23 protein-coding genes are annotated in these 22,906 nt (G+C 40.5%); 3 read left to right on the top strand and 20 right to left on the bottom strand.

Features of this window, described 5'->3' with window-relative positions; translation table 11 throughout:
• Positions 1–23: 23 nt before the first annotated feature.
• Entirely contained in the window at positions 24–1,436 is a 1,413-nt protein-coding gene (locus DDU33_RS03885; protein ID WP_005821301.1) for a LysM-like peptidoglycan-binding domain-containing protein, read from the bottom strand.
• 282 nt (positions 1,437–1,718) lie between these two features.
• On the opposite strand from DDU33_RS03885, the gene DDU33_RS03880 reads away from it, so the two are divergent.
• Positions 1,719–2,117 carry a ComEA family DNA-binding protein gene (locus DDU33_RS03880; protein ID WP_005821299.1) on the top strand — a complete coding sequence of 133 codons (399 nt, stop codon included), beginning with the start codon at positions 1,719–1,721 and terminating at the stop codon, positions 2,115–2,117.
• 136 nt (positions 2,118–2,253) lie between these two features.
• Entirely contained in the window at positions 2,254–3,144 is an 891-nt protein-coding gene (gene asd, locus DDU33_RS03875) for an archaetidylserine decarboxylase (protein ID WP_005821297.1), read from the top strand.
• A gap of 243 nt (positions 3,145–3,387) precedes the next feature.
• Here asd and ltrA read toward each other — a convergent pair whose 3' ends face one another.
• The 19 genes from ltrA to DDU33_RS03765 form a co-directional block, all read right to left on the bottom strand.
• Positions 3,388–5,112, bottom strand: coding sequence for a group II intron reverse transcriptase/maturase (gene ltrA, locus DDU33_RS03865; RefSeq protein ID WP_108923275.1), 1,725 nt, complete (start codon positions 5,110–5,112; stop codon positions 3,388–3,390).
• A 1,561-nt stretch (positions 5,113–6,673) separates the two neighbouring features.
• On the bottom strand, positions 6,674–7,858 hold the full coding sequence (tuf, locus tag DDU33_RS03850; protein ID WP_108922804.1) for an elongation factor Tu: 1,185 nt from the start codon (positions 7,856–7,858) through the stop codon (positions 6,674–6,676).
• Between the two features lie 61 nt (positions 7,859–7,919).
• Positions 7,920–10,025: an elongation factor G gene (gene fusA, locus DDU33_RS03845; protein ID WP_005821293.1), complete on the bottom strand. Its 2,106-nt coding sequence runs from the start codon at positions 10,023–10,025 to the stop codon at positions 7,920–7,922.
• A gap of 94 nt (positions 10,026–10,119) precedes the next feature.
• Positions 10,120–10,590: a 30S ribosomal protein S7 gene (gene rpsG, locus DDU33_RS03840; protein WP_005821291.1), complete on the bottom strand. Its 471-nt coding sequence runs from the start codon at positions 10,588–10,590 to the stop codon at positions 10,120–10,122.
• A 131-nt stretch (positions 10,591–10,721) separates the two neighbouring features.
• Positions 10,722–11,096 (bottom strand): 30S ribosomal protein S12, encoded by a 375-nt coding sequence (rpsL, locus tag DDU33_RS03835; protein WP_005543325.1) that lies wholly within the window; start codon positions 11,094–11,096, stop codon positions 10,722–10,724.
• A 121-nt stretch (positions 11,097–11,217) separates the two neighbouring features.
• Complete coding sequence (gene rfaC / locus DDU33_RS03830; protein WP_108923268.1) at positions 11,218–12,177, bottom strand: lipopolysaccharide heptosyltransferase RfaC; 960 nt, start codon at positions 12,175–12,177, stop codon at positions 11,218–11,220.
• Between the two features lie 38 nt (positions 12,178–12,215).
• Positions 12,216–12,464: an FAD assembly factor SdhE gene (locus DDU33_RS03825; RefSeq protein ID WP_108923266.1), complete on the bottom strand. Its 249-nt coding sequence runs from the start codon at positions 12,462–12,464 to the stop codon at positions 12,216–12,218.
• Positions 12,465–12,472: 8 nt separating this feature from the next.
• On the bottom strand, positions 12,473–13,417 hold the full coding sequence (gene ispH, locus DDU33_RS03820) for a 4-hydroxy-3-methylbut-2-enyl diphosphate reductase (protein ID WP_005821286.1): 945 nt from the start codon (positions 13,415–13,417) through the stop codon (positions 12,473–12,475).
• Entirely contained in the window at positions 13,418–13,993 is a 576-nt protein-coding gene (lspA, locus tag DDU33_RS03815) for a signal peptidase II (protein ID WP_108923264.1), read from the bottom strand. It abuts the gene before it with no gap.
• On the bottom strand, positions 13,993–14,331 hold the full coding sequence (gene glnB / locus DDU33_RS03810; RefSeq protein WP_005821282.1) for a nitrogen regulatory protein P-II: 339 nt from the start codon (positions 14,329–14,331) through the stop codon (positions 13,993–13,995). The genes lspA and glnB overlap by 1 nt, the downstream gene beginning before the upstream one ends.
• 120 nt (positions 14,332–14,451) lie before the next feature.
• A complete protein-coding gene (locus tag DDU33_RS03805; RefSeq protein ID WP_108923262.1) occupies positions 14,452–15,744 on the bottom strand; it encodes a sulfate adenylyltransferase subunit 1 in 1,293 nt (430 codons plus the stop codon).
• A 224-nt stretch (positions 15,745–15,968) separates the two neighbouring features.
• Positions 15,969–16,895, bottom strand: coding sequence for a sulfate adenylyltransferase subunit CysD (cysD, locus tag DDU33_RS03800; RefSeq protein WP_108923260.1), 927 nt, complete (start codon positions 16,893–16,895; stop codon positions 15,969–15,971).
• A 27-nt stretch (positions 16,896–16,922) separates the two neighbouring features.
• A complete protein-coding gene (locus DDU33_RS03795; RefSeq protein WP_108923258.1) occupies positions 16,923–17,657 on the bottom strand; it encodes a phosphoadenylyl-sulfate reductase in 735 nt (244 codons plus the stop codon).
• A 261-nt stretch (positions 17,658–17,918) separates the two neighbouring features.
• A complete protein-coding gene (locus tag DDU33_RS03790; RefSeq protein WP_108923256.1) occupies positions 17,919–18,608 on the bottom strand; it encodes a pirin family protein in 690 nt (229 codons plus the stop codon).
• A 212-nt stretch (positions 18,609–18,820) separates the two neighbouring features.
• Positions 18,821–19,111, bottom strand: a complete 291-nt coding sequence (locus tag DDU33_RS03785) for a hypothetical protein (protein ID WP_108923254.1) — start codon at positions 19,109–19,111, stop codon at positions 18,821–18,823.
• 331 nt (positions 19,112–19,442) lie between these two features.
• The gene (locus DDU33_RS03780; protein WP_005820921.1) at positions 19,443–19,847 is read right to left on the bottom strand and encodes a type II toxin-antitoxin system HicB family antitoxin; all 405 of its coding nucleotides are present in this window, start codon (positions 19,845–19,847) and stop codon (positions 19,443–19,445) included.
• Between the two features lie 42 nt (positions 19,848–19,889).
• A complete protein-coding gene (locus tag DDU33_RS03775; protein WP_005820924.1) occupies positions 19,890–20,072 on the bottom strand; it encodes a type II toxin-antitoxin system HicA family toxin in 183 nt (60 codons plus the stop codon).
• Between the two features lie 88 nt (positions 20,073–20,160).
• Positions 20,161–21,078 (bottom strand): N-acetylmuramic acid 6-phosphate etherase, encoded by a 918-nt coding sequence (gene murQ / locus DDU33_RS03770; protein ID WP_108923252.1) that lies wholly within the window; start codon positions 21,076–21,078, stop codon positions 20,161–20,163.
• A gap of 7 nt (positions 21,079–21,085) precedes the next feature.
• The gene (locus DDU33_RS03765; RefSeq protein ID WP_005820928.1) at positions 21,086–21,550 is read right to left on the bottom strand and encodes a nuclear transport factor 2 family protein; all 465 of its coding nucleotides are present in this window, start codon (positions 21,548–21,550) and stop codon (positions 21,086–21,088) included.
• A gap of 67 nt (positions 21,551–21,617) precedes the next feature.
• Here DDU33_RS03765 and DDU33_RS03760 point away from each other — a divergent pair, with 67 nt between their 5' ends.
• Positions 21,618–22,688, top strand: a complete 1,071-nt coding sequence (locus tag DDU33_RS03760) for an MFS transporter (RefSeq protein WP_108923250.1) — start codon at positions 21,618–21,620, stop codon at positions 22,686–22,688.
• Positions 22,689–22,906 lie beyond the last annotated feature (218 nt).

The following is a 22,906-nucleotide window of genomic DNA, read 5'->3' as shown; positions in this document are numbered from 1 at the left end:
TTACGGCGTTGCTTTTTACATGATTATTTAAAGCGATAACTACCGTCTGCTTGACGAATGAATTTACCACCTGAGCCGATGCTCATTTCTACAACTCGGTTATTTTTATCTAAGCGTACAGTTACTTTCTCATTAACCTTCAAGTTACTAACTACACTGTTTACTTTACTCATCGCATTCACATCTGAAATATTCAGATTATTATCACGGAATACTTGCATTAATGATGTACTTTTCGGCACAGTCATTGTTTTACTTGAAACAACCGCTGACGTTGTTTGTGCAGCAGCTGGAGCTACTTTTGCTGTTGACTTCGCAGTTTGAGCAACTTTTCCTTCTTCAACACTTTTCACAAACTGATCCATTTGTGCATTTTGCGCTTTTTTCGCGTTATATTCTGCCGCAGTGATTGCTTTTACTTTAGGTTGCGTTTCTGTTTTTTGTGCTTTTTGCTGAGTTTGTTGTTGAGGGCGGACTTTCTCGACCTTACGAACTTCTTGTTTACGTACTTCTTGGCGAACTTTCTCCGGTTGATATACAACACTTGAACCTGTTTGAGGTTTTACCGTATCAACAACCGGTGTTGATACTTGGGGTTCTGTTACCGTTGTCACCGTTTGAGTGCCTTCTTGAACTGGCTGCGCAGAGTTATTTTGCTCAATAGGTTGTGTTGATACGTTTTGCTCTACCGGTTGTACTGGTTGAGCAGTATTTGCTTCAACTGAAGGTTGAACAGTTTGAGTAGGCTCTGTTGTCGTTGTACCTTGCGTTGTTTGAGTTTGAAGTTGCGCTTGTGCTTTTGCTTGCGCTTCTGCTTCAAGACGCTGAGCTTCTGCTTCATCCACCGGACGGAATTCAATCGGTAAACTACCACCTTGTTGAGACTGTAATTCTTCTACTGTATCCGGTGTGCTTGGTTTTAACCAGAAGAAAACGCCGCCTAAAATTGCAGCTAATACTGCAACTAAACCTAAACGGCGATTCTTCGTAGATTTTTCTTTAGATGACACAGGTGCTGCTTTCTCCGTTGATGATGTAGCTGTTGCCGATGTTGCTGGAATCACTCTGTCTGCTGCATTTAACGCAACCTTTACAGTGTCTTGAGCGACCGATTTTGCTGCCTCTGCTGTATTTTTTACATTAGATTCAACTTTTGTTGTTTCTTCTGTTACAGGCGAAAAAGCAAAACTTGAAGGTTGTGCCTTCATTGCTTCTGCTTTAGGTGTTTCAGATTTAGGCGTTTCAACCTTAACAGCTTCAGGCGCAGCATCTACTGACACAGCTGGTTTAATCACAGGAGTAAATGTGTGCCCAGGTGTATGATTCATTCGTAATGAAGGAACAACCGTTTTTTTCTCAACTTCTGTATTTTTTTCAGAATTTGTTACGTTACTTTCACCAAATGTCGGTTCTTGACGAAAATTCTTTTGAGTCATATTCAATTCCATTAAGTTAATTCAAAAAATTATTTCTATTTTAAAGTATTTCTCTCTTATCGGCACGAATTTTACGAAAATTTATATTTTTAATCGATTTAAGTATCCCTTTTCATTTTTGCAATGTTTAATTTAATCCCATAAAAATGTTTCTCTCCTCTTTTTTTGCGATCTCTTTCGAAAATTTCATTTTTGCTCGTTGCCGAAATTTCTATCACTCGCTATCTTGCTCTGGAAATTTACATTTCACTCATTCTTTTACTATTCTTTAAGAGGTATTTTATGAAAAAAATGAACGTACTTGCCATTACTTTAGGCCTGTTAAGTGGCTCGGTTTTTGCGCAACAACCAGCATTAGTTGAACAACCATTGCAAACACAAACTCAAGAGGTTGTGCAACAACCTGCCGTTCAGCAAGCTACAAATACTGTAGTTTCTACACCAGCTAGCACTACTCAGCAAGTTCAACAAGTCGTCAATCCAAATCTTGTCAACATCAATGTTGCATCAGCGGCAGAAATTCAAGATAAATTAGTTGGAATTGGAGCAAAAAAAGCACAAGCCATTGTCGATTACCGCACTAAAAATGGTGCATTCTCTAGCATTGAGCAACTAAAAGAAGTGTCTGGTATTGGTAGTGCAACACTAGATAAAAATCGTGAACGTATTGTTTTACAATAATTGACACTATTTGCTGGGTTGGCATATTTCTCTATGTTTATCCTCTATCAAAATATAGAGCACCAACCCAGCCTCTTTTCCCTGAATTTGCTTTTCTGTTATACTTCAATAAATTTATTTTTTGAAAGGATAAAAAATGACACTAAAAGCTTATTCAGTTCCAACTTATGGACAACGAGTAAAAATTGCACTTCACTACCTCTTGCCTCAGCTTACTATTACCCGAGCAGCAGGTTGGTTAGCAGAACAAAAATGGGGAGCTGTAACCCATTTTATTATTAAACTTTTTGCTAAACAGTATAAAGTAAACCTTGCTGAAGCAGAAAAAAGTCAGCCATCTGATTATGCAACATTTAATGAATTCTTTATCCGCCCATTAAAAGCAGGGGCAAGACCGATTGTTGAAGATGAAAAATCACTCGCATTACCTGCGGATGGCCGTGTAAGTGAATTTGGTCGTATTAATGATGACCGTTTAATTCAAGCAAAAGGGCACTATTTCAACCTAGATACGCTACTGGCTAATGATACGGAAATGGCGGCAAAATTTAAAAATGGCGATTTTATTACAACTTATTTATCGCCAAGCGACTACCACCGTGTCCATATGCCATGTGATGCGACACTACGTAAAATGATCTATGTTCCGGGGGAATTATTTTCTGTAAATCCTTTTTTAGCTGAACATATCCCTTATTTATTTGCACGTAATGAGCGTGTCATTTGTGAGTTTGAAACTGCTTTTGGTCCAATGGTTCAAATCCTCGTAGGAGCAACAGTTACTGCAAGTATGCGTACTGTATGGGCTGGTGTAATCAATCCACCTCGTCCAAATGAAGTTGTAGAATACCATTATGAGACTGAAGGTGAAAAAGCAATTCATCTGAAAAAAGGTCAAGAAATGGGGGCATTTCTTTTAGGTTCTACTGTAATCAACCTTTTCCCAAAAGATACCATTACATTCCCTGAAAACATTCAAACAGGCGCAGTAACCCGAATGGGAGAAACGCTTGGTACACTTAAATAGATAGACCATTAAATTGGGTTTAAGGATAAACAAAAGCCACTTGCCATATAACAAGTGGCTTTGTTATTAAGGGGTAATGACGCATAGTAGACAAAAGGCTCATCTTTCGATGAGCCCTCTTTCGCTTTTATTGCGTCAAATAATCAATTCAATATCGGGTAGCCAGATTGCATTACTGCAACCTAGCCCCCTAAGAACTGTACAAGCAAATCTCTCTGCATACAGCTCAAGCCTTTCTATTAACTACATTGTAGTCGGCTTCACCACTTTCAAATTTAAAGCGTGAATTTTCGTATGACACGTTGGGTGTACCAAACATCGGTTGCTCAAACTATCTGAACCACCTAGTACTTTATAGGTAATGTGATGGTCGTGCCACCCTGTTTCTTTGGTAATCATACCTTGACATAACGCACATTTTCCTTTCTGTTCTTTGAATAAAGCTCGCCATTGTTGTCTATGAGATTGCTCTTCATAAAGTCTGCGTTGGTTTAAAACTTCTTTATACAATTCCCATTCAGGTAAAAACGGATTGTAATCTGTCTTTATTTTCTTATGTCGTTTTATCTTAGTATCACTACAATAAAGCAGGTCAAGCGGATATTGCTCGCCTTTTTCATTGATGTCTACTGTGCCAAACACCCAATTCCGAGTTGCCGTAGTACAAAAGTATTTCTCTTTTATCCAACGCGTCCCTTTATTTGAATGACGACGGCGACACCATTTCCATAAGACTTGCCAAATCAACATATCCATTCGATTATAGGTCGCTTTTGCTACACTATGTCTATGGTAGTTTGCCCACCCCTTGAGCATTGGGTTTAATACTTTAATCACATCGGACTGCTTGGCAGTACGCATTTCGGTCAATACTTTTTTCACTTTTCGGTAAAATGTTTCCACATTTTTCTTACTTGGTTTGATAAGTACTTTCCGCTTAAACCGTCGCACTGTCCAGCCTAAAAAGTCAAACCCTTGCTCAATGTGTACGATGTGAGTTTTTGTTTCTGATAGCGTTAAACCACGCTCTGCCAAGAAACCTTTAACTAATGGGATAACCTTCTCTTCCAGTATTTCTTGCGAACTTCCCGAAATAATAAAATCATCCGCATATCGCACCATATAGGTTTTGTTACGGATTATCTGTCTGCTTTGCTTTTTACCAAAATGCTCGGCAAGCAAAGTTTCCAATCCATCTAGTGCCATATTCGCTAAAGTTGGCGAAATGATTCCCCCTTGCGGAGTCCCTTCTTTCGTTGCCTTTAACTGTCCAAACTCAACCACGCCTGATTTTAGCCACTTCCGCAATATCCGTTTGTTCATTGGGATATGCTGAATAAGCCAATCGTGGCTTATGTGGTCAAAGCATCCCTGTATATCTGCATCAAGTACCCATTCTGCTGATTTCTTTTCTCCCCTTAAAGAGAAAATGCTGTGTATATGGTTAATCGCATCAGCTGTTGAACGGCTTATTCGAAATCCATAAGAGCTTTTATCAGCCAAGGTTTCTGCAACAGGTTGCAATCCCAACAGGTGCAAAGCTTGCATAGCTCTATCTTTCATCGTCGGAATACCCAGTGGGCGTTTCTTTCCATTTGCTTTGGGTATAAACACTCGCTTTAATGGGCTTGGCTTATACTTTTTGCCTGAAAGTTCACTAATTGCTTGCCATTTCAATTTGGGGGTATCCCAAATTGTTTTATCAACACCTGCGGTTCGTTTGCCTTTATTTTCAGTTACTCGTCGTACTGCTAATGCCTTCGCATAAAACGAGTGGGTCAGCATTCGTTGTAGGTTTTTAACCCTACGCCAATCGCCTTCCTGTGTTGCCTTCGCAATCCGCACCTGCATCCCTTTCACATACCTATTTACCTTATACCAGTCGATATAATGCCATTGTGATATGTGTGAGATCGTTGGAGCTGGACTGCCTACTAATTTCTTAGTATGATGAGTTTGCTCTTTCATACCTATCTCCATAAAGAGATAAGTCTTCTTGGTAATAGAATAGCTTCTCTAGCAGTTTGTGGACGTACAAGAGTTGCTATTGCGACCAATAGACTTACACTCTTGTTATCTGTGTGAGATAAAGAGTGCTTGCGTTGGTTTATTTGATTATTGCTAATCAGCAAGCCAACGCTCGCTTTCTTCTTCTCGGTTAAAACGACTAAGGAATTGTCAGACATCTTGCGATGAAAGACCAGTTAGAAGTCTGCACCCTTTCGGGTTAGGTCATCTCTCATACCCTATTTGCACCATTACAGCACAACATTCGCTTTCTCTAACCTCTTCTACCTACATTTCCAACAGTATCACTTACGCTTTACCTGCCTTTTAGGCGAAAATATAGGCTTACCAAGTTCCATTATTACCACACGAGTGGGGAAGATACAGTCTGTTCTCCGACAGTGTTACGGTAACGTATTCCCACAAATAAAAGGAATAACCCACTGCATACCTTTTGGTTAGAGCCAATAACTACCGTAGGCTCTTCAAATCTAACGAAGTTTATCAACTGTTCACTTACATTTATCTTTCCACTCAACCTAGCCACTCAACATTATGTAGTTTAATGCTTTCTTATTGTCTTCTCACGATTTCAATAACCCTTGCGGGGTGTACATTGTCAGGAAGCTCCGTACACTACCGTTGCCAGTGATGCACTATCCCTAGGTTACTGCTAGTTACATAACAGGTTACACTCATCAATGTTGTTGTACTGCATATATCTTCAACGCTATTGATTGTAACAATGGTAATAACAGCTTACGCATACTTACTAAGTTGTAATAAATAAGCCCTTACTGTTGCTTTAAAACTTAGCTTTTATCATTAAGAATAACATTGTAAATCGACCACTTTTCATTAGATAGATCAAACCTATGCTACTGTATGTAGACATTCTGTCTATTTATCACATAGCGAAGTAAGATGGGTTAATGAAAGTTTAGGTAAATTTGAACCGAACAACAGCCGTGCTGTTACCGCAAGCCATTCACGGGTGGTTATTATTCTCAAACCACAATGGGTGCTTCCTATTCGGAACGTCCCTTTGTTAAGATAAGTCGTAAAGGATACATTCAATCATAAGGAATTCCACTTTCTTATGGTCGGTTTTTCTCAGAATGCCGAAAACCTTTGGGTCTTTATTTATAGTAGGTTGGATAACTAGTCTTTATGGACGATATGACATTTAGGTCTGACCCAAGCCACTCTACATAATGCAGGCGACTAACGGTAGTCTTATCTTTCGATAACGGGTCTTGCTTTCTTACTCTTCTTAGCTTCTGAAGAAAGAAATTAAGTACATCAGAGTGAAGACCATACCTTATTACCGCATAAAGTTGGACATTATCTTCCCCAACTTAGAACCAAGTCTTGAGCAACGCTCCGTTCTTGGTCTGCCTACCCATCAAGCTCACAGAGCTATCAGAATAGTCGAAAGCAAGTGGCACGAAGACCACTTGCTTTCAACAATAACTCCTTGATATATAAGGAGTTATTGCCATAAGCACGACAACTTGTCGCACTATTTGATGATTTTCGCTACAACGCCCGCACCTACTGTACGACCACCTTCACGAATCGCAAAACGTAAACCTTCGTCCATCGCGATTGGGTGGATTAAGCTTACTGTCATTTTGATGTTATCGCCTGGCATTACCATTTCCACGCCTTCCGGTAACTCGATTGTACCTGTTACGTCAGTTGTACGGAAATAGAATTGTGGACGGTAACCTTTGAAGAATGGAGTATGACGACCACCTTCTTCTTTTGATAATACGTAAACTTCTGATTCGAAGTCTGTGTGTGGTGTGATTGTACCTGGTTTCGCTAATACTTGACCACGTTCGATTTCTTCACGTTTTGTACCACGTAATAACGCACCTACGTTCTCACCCGCACGACCTTCGTCTAATAATTTACGGAACATCTCAACACCAGTTACTGTTGTTTTCGTCGTTTCTTTGATACCTACGATTTCAACTTCTTCACCTGATTTGATGATACCACGCTCAACACGACCTGTTACTACTGTACCACGACCTGAAATTGAGAATACGTCTTCGATTGGTAATAAGAATGGTTTATCAATCGCACGCTCTGGCTCTGGGATGTATGTATCTAAGTGGTTTGCTAACTCAAGAATTTTCTCTTCCCACTCCGCTACGCCGTTTAACGCTTGTAACGCTGAACCACGTACGATTGGTGTATCATCACCTGGGAAATCATATTGTGAAAGAAGTTCACGAACTTCCATCTCAACTAATTCTAATAACTCTTCGTCATCTACCATGTCGCATTTGTTTAAGAATACGATGATGTATGGTACACCTACTTGGCGACCTAATAAGATGTGTTCACGAGTTTGTGGCATTGGGCCATCTGTCGCTGCTACTACTAAGATAGCACCGTCCATTTGTGCCGCACCCGTGATCATGTTTTTAACATAGTCCGCGTGTCCTGGGCAGTCAACGTGTGCGTAGTGACGTGTTGCTGTATCGTACTCAACGTGTGAAGTGTTGATGGTGATACCACGCGCTTTTTCTTCTGGCGCGTTATCGATTTGGTCGAATGCACGAGCTGCACCACCGAAGTGTTTCGCTAATACAGTTGTGATCGCTGCTGTTAAAGTTGTTTTACCATGGTCAACGTGACCGATTGTACCCACGTTTACATGGGGTTTTGTACGTTCAAATTTTTCTTTAGACACTTTGATAGCTTCCTAAAAAATGAGCCACAACCCTATTGCTATGGCTCAGGTTTAACATAAATTATTTAGCTTTACGCGCTTCAATGATTGCATCAGCAACGTTTTTCGGAGCTTCAGCATATTTTAATGGTTCCATTGAGTATGATGCACGACCTTGAGTTTGTGAACGTAAGTCTGTTGCATAACCAAACATTTCTGAAAGTGGAACTTCAGCATTGATTTTAACAACGAACTCGTTCGCTTCTTGACCGTTTACCATTGCACGACGACGGCTTAAGTCACCGATTACATCACCCACGTAGTCTGGTGGAGTTTCTACTTCAACTTTCATGATTGGCTCAAGTAGAACTGGGTTTGCTTTAGCGAACGCTGCTTTAAACGCTAATGACGCTGCTAATTTGAACGCTAATTCTGATGAGTCAACATCATGGTATGAACCGAAGTGTAAACGAACACCGATATCAACTACAGGATAACCTGCTAATGGACCAGATTTAAGTTGTTCTTGGATACCTTTATCAACCGCAGGGATATATTCACCAGGGATTACACCACCTTTGATTTCGTTCACGAACTCGTATCCAGGACCTTCTGCGTCTAATGGGTATAAGTCGATAACAACATGACCGTATTGACCACGACCACCTGATTGTTTCGCATGTTTACCTTCAACATCATTAACGCGTGTACGGATTGTTTCACGGTAAGATACTTGTGGTTTACCGATGTTTGCTTCCACTTTGAACTCACGTTTCATACGGTCAACGATGATATCTAAGTGTAACTCACCCATACCTGAAATGATGGTTTCGCCTGACTCTTCATCTGTGTGAACACGGAATGAAGGGTCTTCTTGTGCTAAACGACCTAACGCTAAGCCCATTTTCTCTTGGTCAGCTTTAGTTTTTGGTTCTACTGCAACAGAGATTACTGGCTCTGGGAATTCCATACGCTCAAGGATGATTGGTGCATCTTGTGCACATAATGTATCACCTGTACCAACATCTTTTAAGCCGATTGCCGCAGCGATATCGCCCGCACGAACTTCTTTGATCTCTTCACGTTTGTTTGCGTGCATCTGTACGATACGACCGAAACGTTCACGTTTTTGTTTTACAGAGTTATAAACTGTATCGCCAGAGTTAATTACACCTGAGTACACACGGAAGAAGGTTAAGTTACCTACGAATGGGTCAGTTGCAATTTTGAATGCTAATGAAGCAAATGGCTCATCATCGCTTGCGTGACGCTCACCTTCTGTTTCATCTTCGTTGATACCTTTGATCGCTGGGATATCTGTTGGTGCCGGTAAGTAATCGATTACCGCATCAAGCATTGCTTGAACACCTTTGTTTTTGAATGCAGAACCACAGCAAACAGGGATTACTTCGCCTGCTAATACACGTTGACGTAATGCTGTTTTGATCTCTTCTTCAGATAATTCTTCGCCTGAGAAGAATTTTTCCATTAACTCTTCTGATGCTTCAGCTGCTGCTTCAACAAGGTTGTTACGCCATTCTTCACACGCTTCTACCATATCTGCTGGGATATCTTCGTATGTGAATGTCATACCTTGGTCAGCTTCGTTCCAGTTGATTGCTTTCATTTTGATTAAATCAACTACACCTTTGAAGTTTTCTTCAGAACCGATTGGAAGTTGAAGAGGAACTGAGTTACCACCTAAACGTGTTTTGATTTGCTCAACAACACGTAAGAAGTTTGCACCTGTACGGTCCATTTTGTTTACGAACGCAATACGTGGTACTTTATATTTGTTAGCTTGGCGCCATACTGTTTCAGACTGTGGTTGAACGCCACCTACCGCACAGTAAACCATTACCGCACCATCAAGTACACGCATTGAACGTTCTACTTCGATTGTGAAGTCTACGTGTCCCGGAGTATCGATAACGTTAATACGGTGTTGTGGATATTGTTGTGACATACCTGACCAGAATGCTGTTGTTGCAGCAGATGTGATCGTGATACCACGTTCTTGTTCTTGTTCCATCCAGTCCATTGTTGCTGCACCATCGTGTACTTCACCGATTTTGTGACTTACGCCTGTATAGAAAAGGATACGCTCTGTTGTTGTTGTTTTACCCGCATCGATATGCGCACTGATACCGATGTTACGGTAAAGTGAAATAGGGGTTGTACGAGCCATTATTATTACCTTATTTGGAATCTAATATGAATTTATAGCAATAGGCTTCATCACAACCATTGAGATGAAGCCTCTTATATGAGTAACTAACCGATTACCAACGGAAGTGAGCAAACGCTTTGTTAGCTTCAGCCATACGATGAACGTCTTCACGTTTTTTCACTGCTGAGCCTTTGTTGTCTGCTGCATCTGATAATTCGTTTGCTAAACGTAATGCCATTGATTTGTCACCACGTTTACGAGCTGCTTCAACGATCCAACGCATTGCTAAAGCGTTACGACGAGCTGGACGAACTTCTACTGGTACTTGGTAAGTAGAACCACCAACACGGCGAGATTTAACTTCAACAGTTGGACGTACGTTTTCAAGTGCAACTTCGAAAGCTTCTAACGCTTCTTTACCAGAACGTTGAGCTAATGTTTCTAATGCACCGTAAACGATAGCTTCTGCAGTAGATTTTTTACCATCTACCATTAAAACATTAATAAATTTTGCAAGTAATTCAGAACCGAACTTTGGATCTGGAAGAATTTTGCGAGGTTCAATACGACGACGACGTGGCATTGTAAATACTCCGTTTATATTATTCAGGATATTCCAAAACTCATCTACTGTGACGAAATAATCACGATTGACTGGAGTTTATGGTATAAATTTAAAAATTTAGACGTTTGGCCTTACTTAGCGGAGATCCATTAAGCTTTAGGACGTTTAACGCCGTATTTAGAACGACCTTGTTTACGGTCTTTAACGCCTGCACAGTCAAGTGCACCACGTACAGTGTGATAACGCACACCCGGTAAGTCTTTAACACGACCACCACGGATTAATACAACACTGTGTTCTTGAAGGTTGTGACCTTCACCACCGATATAAGAAGTTACCTCAAAACCGTTTGTTAAGCGGATACGACATACTTTACGTAACGCTGAGTTTGGTTTTTTAGGAGTTGTAGTATATACACGAGTACATACACCACGTTTCTGCGGGCAAGCCTCTAATGCAGGAACGTTGCTTTTTACAACCTTTTTCACACGCGGTTTGCGTACTAGCTGGTTGATAGTTGCCATTAATAAAGCTCCAGTTAAAATTATTAAAAATAAGATTAAAATAGCCTTTCAGACTTGAAAGGACAGTAAATTTTAGATTGATAACGATCAAATGTCAAGCATCCGATAAAACGCTTATTGATTAACGAATGATCAAATCTTCCAATGTTTGCAAAACCCGATAGGGCATTAAGTTATCCATATTTTGCCCTTTTAAATAGTGCTGATTTTTACCATAAGCGCCTATCAATTTAGGGTCGGTTGCACCGTATAAAATCACATTTGGTTTATCAAGTGCTGCAGTTAAATGGCTCAACCCCGTGTCCACCGACACTACTACTTTGGCTCCTGCAAGCTGTTCGGCTAATGCCGATAATGACATTTTCGGTAAAACCACAATGTTAGGCGAAATTTTTGCTAAACGTTCTGCACGGGCTTTTTCGGTTTCATTTCCCCAAGGTAAGCGAACTTCTAACTCTCGCATACTCAATTTTTGTAACAATTCCGTCCAATAGGCTTCTTTCCAGTGTTTATCCTCTCTTGTTGTGGCATGAATGGCGACAATGTAAGCGGTTGAATTCTCGGATTTTTTTGCAAAATGTGAAGCAATACCATAATCACCGATGTCTTGGGGTCTTTCATACCCTAAAGCCATGGCAAATAAAGTCCGAATTCGCTCAACGGCGTGTTGCTGATAAGGAATATCAAAGGTTTTATCGTAAAATAAGCTACTCAATCCCTCACGAGCCGAATGTTTGTCGTACCCATATTTCACGCCTTGCGCCAGTTTCGTAACCAACACAGCACTTTTAATCAGCCCTTGTGCATCAATAACCGCATCATATTTTTCTGCTTTTAACGCTGTGTGGAATTGCTGCCACTCTCGCCACGTTTGAGCAGAAAAGAGGTTCTTGCGCCAACGGCGGATTGCTACCGGAATTACACGATTTACCGCAGAATGCCAGCGAGGAATTTCCGCAAAGTTTTCTTCCACCACCCAATCAAACTGAATATTGGGAATTGCCTTTTGTGCATCGGTTAAAGCCGGCAAAGTGTGAATCACATCGCCCATTGAGGAGGTTTTTACAACCAAAACTTTCATCAAATTTATCTTCAAATTTTTGTACTTGGTACAACAGATTAACGATCGATCTTACTTCGCATCAGCTCAATCAAATCGGTCATTTCTTGCGTTGGTGCCGGAAGTTGGTGCATAACCCAACGGAATAATTCCGGATCGGGATAAGTCAGCATTTCAGCAAATGTTTGCTGTTGAGCAGCCGTTAAGCTATCAAAATGATTTTGATAAAACGGCATAATCATTTTATCTAATTCACGCATCCCTCTACGGCACGCCCATTCCAATTTAAAGCGGTTAATTTCTGCCATTTTTTTACCTATTTTACTTCGTTAATCCGTAATTCTTTCGGCACTTCAAAGAACATATTTTCTTCTAAGCCTTCCAAGTTTGCGACTTCGGTTACGCCCAGTGTTTTTAAGTGGCTAATAACCGATTGCACCAATACTTCCGGTGCAGAAGCACCGGCGGTAATGCCAATCGTTTCAACGCCATCTAACCAATTTGGGTCAATATCTTCAGCCCCATCAATCAGCTGTGATTTCACGCCCATACGGCTCGCCAATTCCGCCAAACGGTTAGAATTAGACGAATTTTTAGAACCAATCACCAAGACTAATTGCGACTGTTTTGCCAACTCTCTTACGGCTTGTTGGCGATTAGTTGTCGCATAACAAATGTCATTTTTACGAGGACCTTGAATTGCCGGATATTTTTCTTTTAATGCCTCAATCACACCGCTTGTATCATCAATGGAGAGTGTTGTTTGCGTCATAAAGGTTAATTCATCATCATTTGAAACCGGTAAATTCGCAATATCTTCCACCGATTCCACTAAATAAATGCCACCTTCTTTGTTGTCATACTGCCCCATTGTGCCTAGCACTTCAGGGTGTCCTTCGTGTCCGATTAAAATCGCTTTTGTCCCTTTTTTGCTGGCACGTGCAACTTGCATATGCACTTTCGTTACCAACGGACAAGTTGCATCAAACACCTTTAATGCACGGCGTTTAGCTTCTTGGCGAACAGCTTGAGAAACACCGTGAGCCGAAAAAATTACAATAGAGTCGTCCGGCACTTCGTCTAATTCTTCAACAAAGATTGCCCCTTTCGCTTTTAAACCGTCCACCACAAAACGGTTATGCACCACTTCGTGGCGAACATAAATCGGCGCACCATGAATTTCTAAGGCTAATTCTACAATCGAAATCGCACGATCAACACCGGCACAAAATCCTCTCGGATTGGCTAATAAAATCTTCATCTAATCACTCTTTTTCTTCTTCGCTTCGATTAATGAAGCAATCACTAACAATCCTGCACCCACCGAAATGGCAATATCTGCCACATTAAAGGTCGCAAAATGATAGCCGTCCCAATTCCAGTAAAAATCTAAAAAGTCCACCACATAGCCTTGGCAAACATTTAATTTGTTATAAGGCTCGTTAGGGATAATGTTAAATAAACTGCACTTATCAACAGCACGGTCTATCGCATTGCCCATCGCCCCACCAATGATCAGCGCATATGCAGCATTTTCCCATTTTTTGACCGCTTGATCGCCCTTATTACGATATAACATCACAACCAAAGCGCAAGAAATCACAATCGCTAAGCCTAAAAAGAAATAGGTTTGCCAGCCATCGTGATTGGCAAGAAAACTAAATGCTGCGCCATAATTACGGGCATAAGTTAAATTAAAAATAGGCAATACATTTACCGTTTCGTAAAGTTGGAAATGATTGATAACGACATATTTTGTCCACAAATCAACCACAATAACCACCAAACTTAACCAAAGCCACGCTAATCCTGTTTTTTTGACAAATGTATTAACCATTAAAGTGCGTCCTCATTCTCTTCGCCGGTACGAATACGGATCGCACGCTCCACATCATAGACAAAGATTTTTCCATCGCCGATTTTGCCTGTTTGTGCAACATCAATGATCGCTTCAATACAGTCGTCCACTTGCTCATCAGCAACCACAACTTCTACTTTGACTTTCGGTAAGAAATCAATGGCATATTCCGCCCCACGATAAAGCTCGGTATGCCCTTTTTGTCTGCCAAAACCTTTAACTTCACTTACCGTCATACCGGTAATACCCGCATCGGTTAATGCTTCACGCACATCATCTAACTTAAAAGGTTTAATAATTGCTTCGATTTTTTTCATTTTTGTTTTCCTGTTATATTCAGAATGGAAGCATTATAACATTTGCTCATCTGAAATTGCCGTAAAAATAAAAAAACGTAGTAAGAAAAGCCTCACTACGTTTTTTCTGTCTATTGGAATTTAAGCAAGTTCCAAAATCATACCGGCGGCAACCGTATGATAAGTTGCTTCATCAATTAAGATAAATGAACCCGTTGCTTGATTTTGGGCATACGTCGTTGCGGTAATCGGTTTTTGGAGTGACATCGTTACCTCGCCAATGTCATTGAGTTGTAAAGTTTGTGCCTCAGTTGAGTTGGTTAAGGTTTTCACATCTAATACGTGATCGACATTCGTAACTTTTGCAAAAACGGTTTGAGTGGTATGTTTAAGCAAGTATTTACGAGCCGGATTTAAGGCACGTTGGTCAAACCAACACAAGGTCGCTTTAAGCTGTTTTGTGGCTTGAATAGCCGCATTTTCTGCAACAAAAGTATCGCCTCGAGAAATATCAATATCATCTTTTAAACGGAGTGTTACCTGCTCGCCTGCGCTTGCTTTTGCCACAATGCCATTCGGACTGATAATCTCAACAATCGTAGAGCGGTAGCCATTTGGCTCAATACGAACAACATCGCCCACCGCAATAGAACCTGCTTCAATACGCCCTTGATAACCACGGAAATCATCTGCCTTATCCTGATCCAAACGACTTACCAGTTGCACAGGGAAATGAAAATCTTCGGCTTTATCCGAAATACTTTCATTACTCGGTAAATTTTCTAAAATCGTTAAAAGAGGCTCGCCTTGATACCACGGTGTACGCTCACTTTTGTAAACCAAGTTGTCGCCGTGTAAAGCTGAAACCGGCACAAATCGCACATCAGAAAGCCCTAATTGTTGCGCTAATTTCTGATAAGCGGTCGAAATTGCCTCAAATTTTGCAACATCAAAGCCCAACAAATCAATTTTATTGACTGCCACAATAATATGCGGTGTACCTAAATGTTTTAATATCGCTGAATGACGTTTGGTTTGAGGTAACAATTCCACCTCATTACCGGAAAAATCCAACTGCGAAGCATCAATAAGCACAACAGCAGCGTGAGCCGTAGAAGCACCGGTAACCATATTACGGGTATATTGCTCGTGCCCTGGGGTATCCGCAATAATGAATTTTCGTTTTGCAGTTGAGAAATAGCGATACGCTACATCAATCGTAATGCCTTGTTCACGTTCGGCTTCTAAACCGTCCGTTAAAACAGAGAAATCAATCACTTCATTATTATTTTTTGCTTTATTGAGGCTTAATAATTGATCGCTGAGTAATGCTTTGCTGTCGTAAAGTAAGCGACCGATAAGGGTACTTTTGCCGTCATCAACACTGCCGGCGGTAATAAATCTTAGTGGTGCATATTGGTTTAACTGGCTCATATTTTGTTCCTTTCTTATCATTATTCGGCACATTTGTATTTTTTTACTCTCGCCCCTTGTGGGAGAGAGACAGCCAAAGGCTTCGTTTAGAAGCCGTTGGCAGAGAGAGGGGAATTTGTAAAATAGCGTGGAAATCTGACCGCTTCCCCTCTCCCGAATTTCAATGCTAAACGCATTGAAATTGTCCCTCTCCCACAAGGGGCGAGGGTTACGTTGTGTATAAATTAAAAATACCCTTGTTTTTTACGCTGTTCCATTGCGGCTTCGCTTGCTCGGTCGTCCATACGGGTTGCGGAACGCTCTGAAATTTCGGCAACGGCGGTTTCTTTAATAATATCCAATGGCGTTTTAGCTTCGCTGGCAACTGGGCAAGTACAGCTAATATCGCCTACTGTTCTAAAGCGTACCGATACCGTTTTGCTTTCCTCATTTACTTGTTTCGGTGTCAATGGCGTAACCGGCACTAATAAGCCATTGCGTTCGACCACTTCACGCTCGTGTGCGTAATAAATGGGTGGTAACTCCAATTTTTCTCGCTCGATGTATTGCCAAATATCCAATTCCGTCCAGTTAGAAATCGGGAAAACTCGCATATTTTCGCCTTTGTGGAGTTTTGCATTATATAGCGACCACAATTCCGGACGTTGTGCTTTCGGATCCCATTGCCCAAATTCATCACGGAAGGAGAAAATACGCTCTTTTGCCCGAGCCTTTTCTTCATCACGTCTTGCGCCGCCCATCAAAGCATCAAAGCCATTAGCTTCAATCGTTTCCAATAAAGTCACCGCTTGTGCGGCATTGCGTGAGTCGGTTTCTTTGCGTAGCACCACCGTGCCTTTTTCAATGGAATCTTCAACGTGCCCTACCACCAATTTTGCATTCAATTTTTTCACTTGCTCATCTCGAAATTGAATAACTTCCGGATAGTTATGCCCCGTATCAATATGCACCAGCGGAAACGGCAAGACCAACTCTCTACCTTCTAATTGGAAAGCCTTGCGAGCCAGCGCAAGTAAAACCACTGAGTCTTTACCGCTGGAAAACAGCAACGCCGGATTGCTACATTCCGCCACGACTTCACGAATAATATAAATGGATTCGGCTTCTAGCCAATCTAAATGCCCGTTTTCAATTTGATGTTGTGTTGTCATATGTTGTTCCTTATGCTTTACCGGCGATTATTTATGTAATCCACACTCTTTACTGTCTTTGTTTTCCCACCACCAACGTCCGGCGCGAATATCCTCGTCTTTTTTGACCGGTTTAGTGCAAGGCTCGCAACCAATGCTTGGATAGCCTTGTTTATAGAGGGCGTTGTACGGAATTTGATGTTTTAAGATATACGCCCAAACTTCACGCTCCGACCAATCAAAAATCGGGTTATATTTATCGATTGCTCGGCTCTGATCTTGCTCGTGAAAGGCTAACGCTGTTCGTGTTACCGATTGTTCACGGCGTTGCCCTGTGAGCCAAGCATCAGCATCTTTTAACGCTCGGTTTAGCGGTTCGATTTTGCGAATAAAACAACATTCTCGGCGCAGTTCCACGCTTTCATAAAAAGCAAATGCACCTTTTTGTCGATCATATTGCGCCGCTTTTTCCGGCTCGGGAAAATAGAGCTGAAAATCCAACTGTGGGTAACGGTTTTTGACCTCATCAACCAACGCAAGCGTTTCGGCATTGAGCCGCCCTGTTTCCAGGGTAAACACGCCAATCCGAACACCGGCTTTTGCAATCACATCTGTAATCACCATATCTTCCACCGCCAAACTACTCGCCAATTTCACATTCTGATGTGAACTCGCAATATGCCGAATACGCTCAAATAAAGCGGTCTCTTTTTCAGCAAGATTTGCAAAATCTCGCTCTGTCGGTGTCGGGATTTCCCAAAACTCAGGTTTTAAAAAGTGCATCGTTAATTCCTCAACATAAATCACTTGATGTCGAAAGTGTGGTATTTATAGACTGATTTTTTATAGCTGAAAAATAAAAAGGAAATATGTTTTAGAGCTTTTTGGAATAAGAAGGGGTAAATTTGAACAAAATCAAAATTTTGAGATGAAGATAGGCTGTGAAAACGTTTTTTATACTTTCAAGGAATATCACGGAAATTTTCGTTATGAAAAAGTAGGGACACACTGCGTGTGTCCCTTTTATGAGTAAAAATAATAGATTTAAGCCAAATCAAACAATAAAAACTCAACATCACTCTGGGTTTCAATATTGGCTAACGTTTCTTGGCTAATCGCAACACCATCACTGGTTTCAACCGTTTGACCATTCAGCGTAAAGCTGCCTTTAACCACTTGAAGCCAATAGTTGCGCTCAGCATTTAGCACAAGGGCTTCTTGATGATTTGCTTTAAATTGATAACGCCAAAGTTTCATATCTTGATAAACCTTGAACGAACCGTCTTCGGCATTTGGCGATAAAATCAATGTTGCCCCCTCTTTATCGGCAAAGGCTTTTTGATCGTAACGAGGTTGAATGTTACGCTCATTCGGCATAATCCAAATTTGATAAAAATGCAGATTTTCTTCATTGCTTGGGTTATATTCCGAATGAGTGATCCCCGTGCCTGCCGACATAATTTGGAATTCGCCGGCTTTCAGCTCTTCCACATTACCCATACTGTCTTTATGTGCAATCGTGCCATCTAAAACATAGGAGAGAATTTCCATATTGTCGTGAGGGTGCGTACCAAAACCAAATCCGGCTTTTACTCTGTCTTCATTGATGACACGTAAATCCGAAAATCCCATAAATTTTGGATCGTAATAGCCCGCAAAAGAGAAAGTATGATAGCTGTCTAACCAACCATGATTTGCGTGTCCACGTTCATTTGCTTTTCTAATGTATAACATAATCTGTTCCTTATTTTGATGAATAATATAAACGCCGTTGCGTTTTGATGTGGGTATTATAGAGTTTCTAGAAAAGAGATAAACACTACTTTAGTTAAATCACTCTTTACTTAAAGTGAATAATTTAAGGGGGTAAGGAGGGAGGAATGAGAGCTATGTTGTCGTTGCGCAAGGAAAAGGGCATAGATTTTAACATCTACACCCTTTTTCTTTTAATTTTTATAGCTATCCCTTGCTGTACTCATATTAGTTCTTCCGTGTGGCAAAGAATTTCCATCGCCTAGCACAATTGAATAATCTAACTCTCTATTACCAATAGCTTTGTCAATTCTATCTCTTAAATCAGCAAGATTTTTATTATCTGCTAGTTTTCTTTCGTATGGGTAGTTATCTACTTGCACATTTGATGGTGCTCTAATCACAACAGTTACCCCTTCTTTTTCAAAGATTTGTTTTTCAAGTTCAGCTACACTGCACGTTTTCTTTTCTGTTTTTTCTACCATATTTAACCCTTTTGTTTCGTTATTATTTACTTAAATATTATACTATTAACCTACAAATGTCAAGTTATTTATGTCGTTATTTACATGTTATTTATTTTCTATTTTATGGTTATATTGATTTTATTTTATGTTTATATGCGATATTTCTACCACCTTTCACAATACTCTGTTCCCTTGAAAAGGGGCCACAAGTACCAACGTAAACAAGGGTTAGAGAATTCAATGTACTAAATATAAGTCATTGATTTTTTATCTAAGCATTACAAAACACTTTGTGCAAAAAGAAACACATAAAAAACCTACTTTAAACATCTTTAAAGTAGGTTTTAAATTACGCAAAAATTTTCTCGCTTGCCACTTGTGCTAAAAAACTGCTACGAGTTTTATAATTTGGGTGACTTGCAACAAATTCATCAATACGGCGAATAAGTAACGAAGGCAAAGTTACATTGATTTTTTCTGACTTACCTAATAAATGAGTAATATCAACTTCAACCAGTGCTAAGGTTAATCCCGAAAGCTCTGGATTATTTTTATGTACTTCTAATGATTTCGCCTTGGGAATTTCTTCACCATCTTCGACCAATCCTTCTAAATGGAACTCAATAGCTTCTTTGGCATTTTGAAATGCCTCTTCTAATGTATCACCAGCAGAAAAACAACCTGGAATATCTGGTACGATAACACCATAAGCCTGTTGTTCATCACCTTGTTCGATTGCAATTGGATAAAGCATACTATTTCCTCTTTTTAATGTTCGTTATAGTATTAAAGGGGGCTATGCTAACCCAGCCTGTTTTAATATAGATTTAACAGTTTTTATTGGTAAGTCTTTTTTTGGATGCGGGAGTGTTACTCTCCCTTTCTTTTCATTATGCTTGAATTGGTGATGACTACCTTTTACATCTACAACATACCAGCCATCATCTTCTAGCATTTTCTTTAACGTTCGACTATCCATAGTACCCCTTAATCACTCATTATAGAGTTATTATAACTCCATTTTTAAACAAACAAAAGAGTTATTGGAGTTATTTCTTCCTGACACATTATTTACTAACCAACGCACTACGCAAGCGTCCTTGATGTTTGGCAAGGAGTTGCTCGGCGGCGGTTTTATCTAGCTGTGAGAGGATCATCATAATCGCTAATTTAGCGTTATTTTCTGCGACTTTGAGCGTTTGTTCCGCTTCTACTTGAGAGCAATCGGTCGCTTCCATCACGATTTTAATCGCTCGGGCTTTAAGCTTTTCATTGCTTGCTTGCACGTCCACCATCAGGTTTTGGTAACACTTGCCAATTCGTACCATAGCAGCAGTGGTCAGCATATTCAGCACCAATTTTTGTGCTGTGCCCGATTTCATACGGCTTGAGCCCGTCAGCACTTCTGCCCCAACAACCGTTTCAATCGCAATATCGGCAATTTGCGCCATTGCTGATTGAGGATTGCTGGCAATCGCAACCGTTGTGGCGCCCAGTGAACGGGCATACTCTAATGCCCCAATCACATAAGGCGTTCTGCCACTGGCAGCAATGCCGACCAATACATCTTTTTCATTAAAATTGACCGCTTGTAAATCCGCTTTGCCCTGCTCTCGGTTATCTTCTGCGCCTTCAATCGGATGGCGTAACGCACGCTCTCCACCGGCAATAATGCCGACAACCATTTCCGGCGGGACGCCATAAGTCGGCGGACATTCAGAGGCATCTAATACCCCTAGGCGACCGCTCGTCCCGGCACCGATATAAACCAATCGCCCACCATTTAAAAATGCGTGTTCGATTTTTTCAACGGCAAGTGCTATCTGAGGTAAACATTTCTCGACCGCAACGGCGACTTGTTTATCCTCTTGATTGATAATCTGCACGATTTCAAGCGGTGATAATTGGTCAATATTTTGCGAATTCGGGTTACGTTGCTCGGTAATCATTTGTGAAAGAGAGCGAAGTAGCGTTTGTTCTGTCATAAAAACCTCACACCAACTTAATGACGACACATTTAATCTGCAATTTGTCTTTACGTTCAACTAAACGAATGGTCGTCTGCACCAGTTTATCTTGTGTTTCAATCCCCCAAAATTCGCCACTCACTTCAGAAAGTACTGAAATTTGGTTACCCTGAATTTGTGGCGTTTCAAGTTCTTTAACCTTAGTATAGTTGATACTACGTTTTTGAACATTACGGATCCATTCTCCCTTAGACAATACGCCTTGATTGACGGTATAAATTTCAAAATCTTCCGCCAACAGATTTTGCAGTGCCGGAATATCATGTTCAATCAATGCCTTACGCAAGGCAAGGTCTAACTCAATAATCTCACTTTGCTGTTGTGCTCGTTCTGTTTGGATAATTTTAATTGCCGGATAACTCGCTGCCACCGATAAACTAAGCCCTAACAAGACCGCCGCAATCGGGTGCCAAAATTTTATTCGTTTCATTATCATTCCCTCTGTTTTTTCGGGTATATTACACATTAAATTTTCTTTTGTCATAACGAGTTCAAATATGGATGTACAAAATCTTATTCTTTGGCGAAAGTTCTTTTCAGGCTTAGCCTATACCGCAATGCAGAGCGTGTTCTTTATCTATTTGCAATACTATAAAGGCTTTGAAGCCGACCAAATTGCAACGGCATTTTCTTTATTGGTTTTTGCCAGCCAAGCATTTGCCTTATTTGCCGGTTCGTGGGGAGATCGTTTCGGGCGCTCTGCCGTGATGTTACTCGGTTGTTTGCTAGATGCCATTGCCTATATTTTAATTCTAACCACACACCATTATGGTTTTTTATTATTAGCCACATTCTGTTTTGGTTTAGGTAGTACGTTATTCAGCACCAATGCCCGAGCTTTTCTGCTCAGCCATTCGGCGGATAACTATGCTTCAAAAGCGCACGCACAAGGGAGATTTTTAAAAATTTCAAGCCTTGCTTCAATGGTTGCGCCACTTTTAGCGCTACCTTTTATCTATTTCCGTAAGGCGGAGTGGTTAATCTGGCTCAGCTGTGCCATTGAAGTGGCAATGTTAATCTTTATGCTCAAAAGCATTCCAAAAAGTGAATGCCAAAACGTGCAGAAAGAAACCTTCCATTTTAGCCAACTAAAAGAGGTGTTAAACAAGCGGTTCATTTTTGCGCATATTTTGCTTTTTATTCCGCTGGGAATGGGGACGGCGTTTTATGTGATTTTCCCTTATATTTTTACCAACTTATTAGATCGTCAAAGTTTGGTTTCCGTAGCGTTCTTTCTGAATAATTTAATTGCGGTGCTGTTGCAATCATATTTCTCCAGAAAATTGAATTTTGGCGTGGCGAAGTTGGTGTATATTGCCCCGGTTTTAATTATTTTACTCTTCTTACCGTGGTTCTATACCTTGCAAGCATTATCGGAAGTAACCGCGTTTGTTTATCTTATTGTGTTTGCGATTATCAGCCTCTTTGCGAATACCACTTTGGCAAATATTTTAGTGAAACTTGATAAAGGCAAAAATCAAGGTTTGATGTTTGGTATGTCAAAAATGATCCTAGCGGTTACGACTGCCGGCATTATGAATGTGTTGCCTTATGTTTTCTTAGTCTAAATATCTTTCGGTAGGGTGGGCATCCTTGCCCACCATTTATACCTGATGATGTTTTCGGTGGGCAAGGATGCCCACCCTACTAAACTCCTCATTTGCAATATCCTATCAATTTACAACCGCTTATTTTTTATTGCTCCAATTATTAATTGAATTATTTTATTTCATGAAAAAATTATATGATTAGTATTACTTATTATTTCTTAAAGAATACCTAATGC

It is taken from the genome of Actinobacillus porcitonsillarum, from assembly GCF_003101015.1.
GTDB lineage: Bacteria > Pseudomonadota > Gammaproteobacteria > Enterobacterales > Pasteurellaceae > Haemophilus_A > Haemophilus_A porcitonsillarum.
The sequence above is the reverse complement of the archived record's forward strand: the minus strand, read 5'-3'. Positions and strand labels throughout refer to the sequence as shown.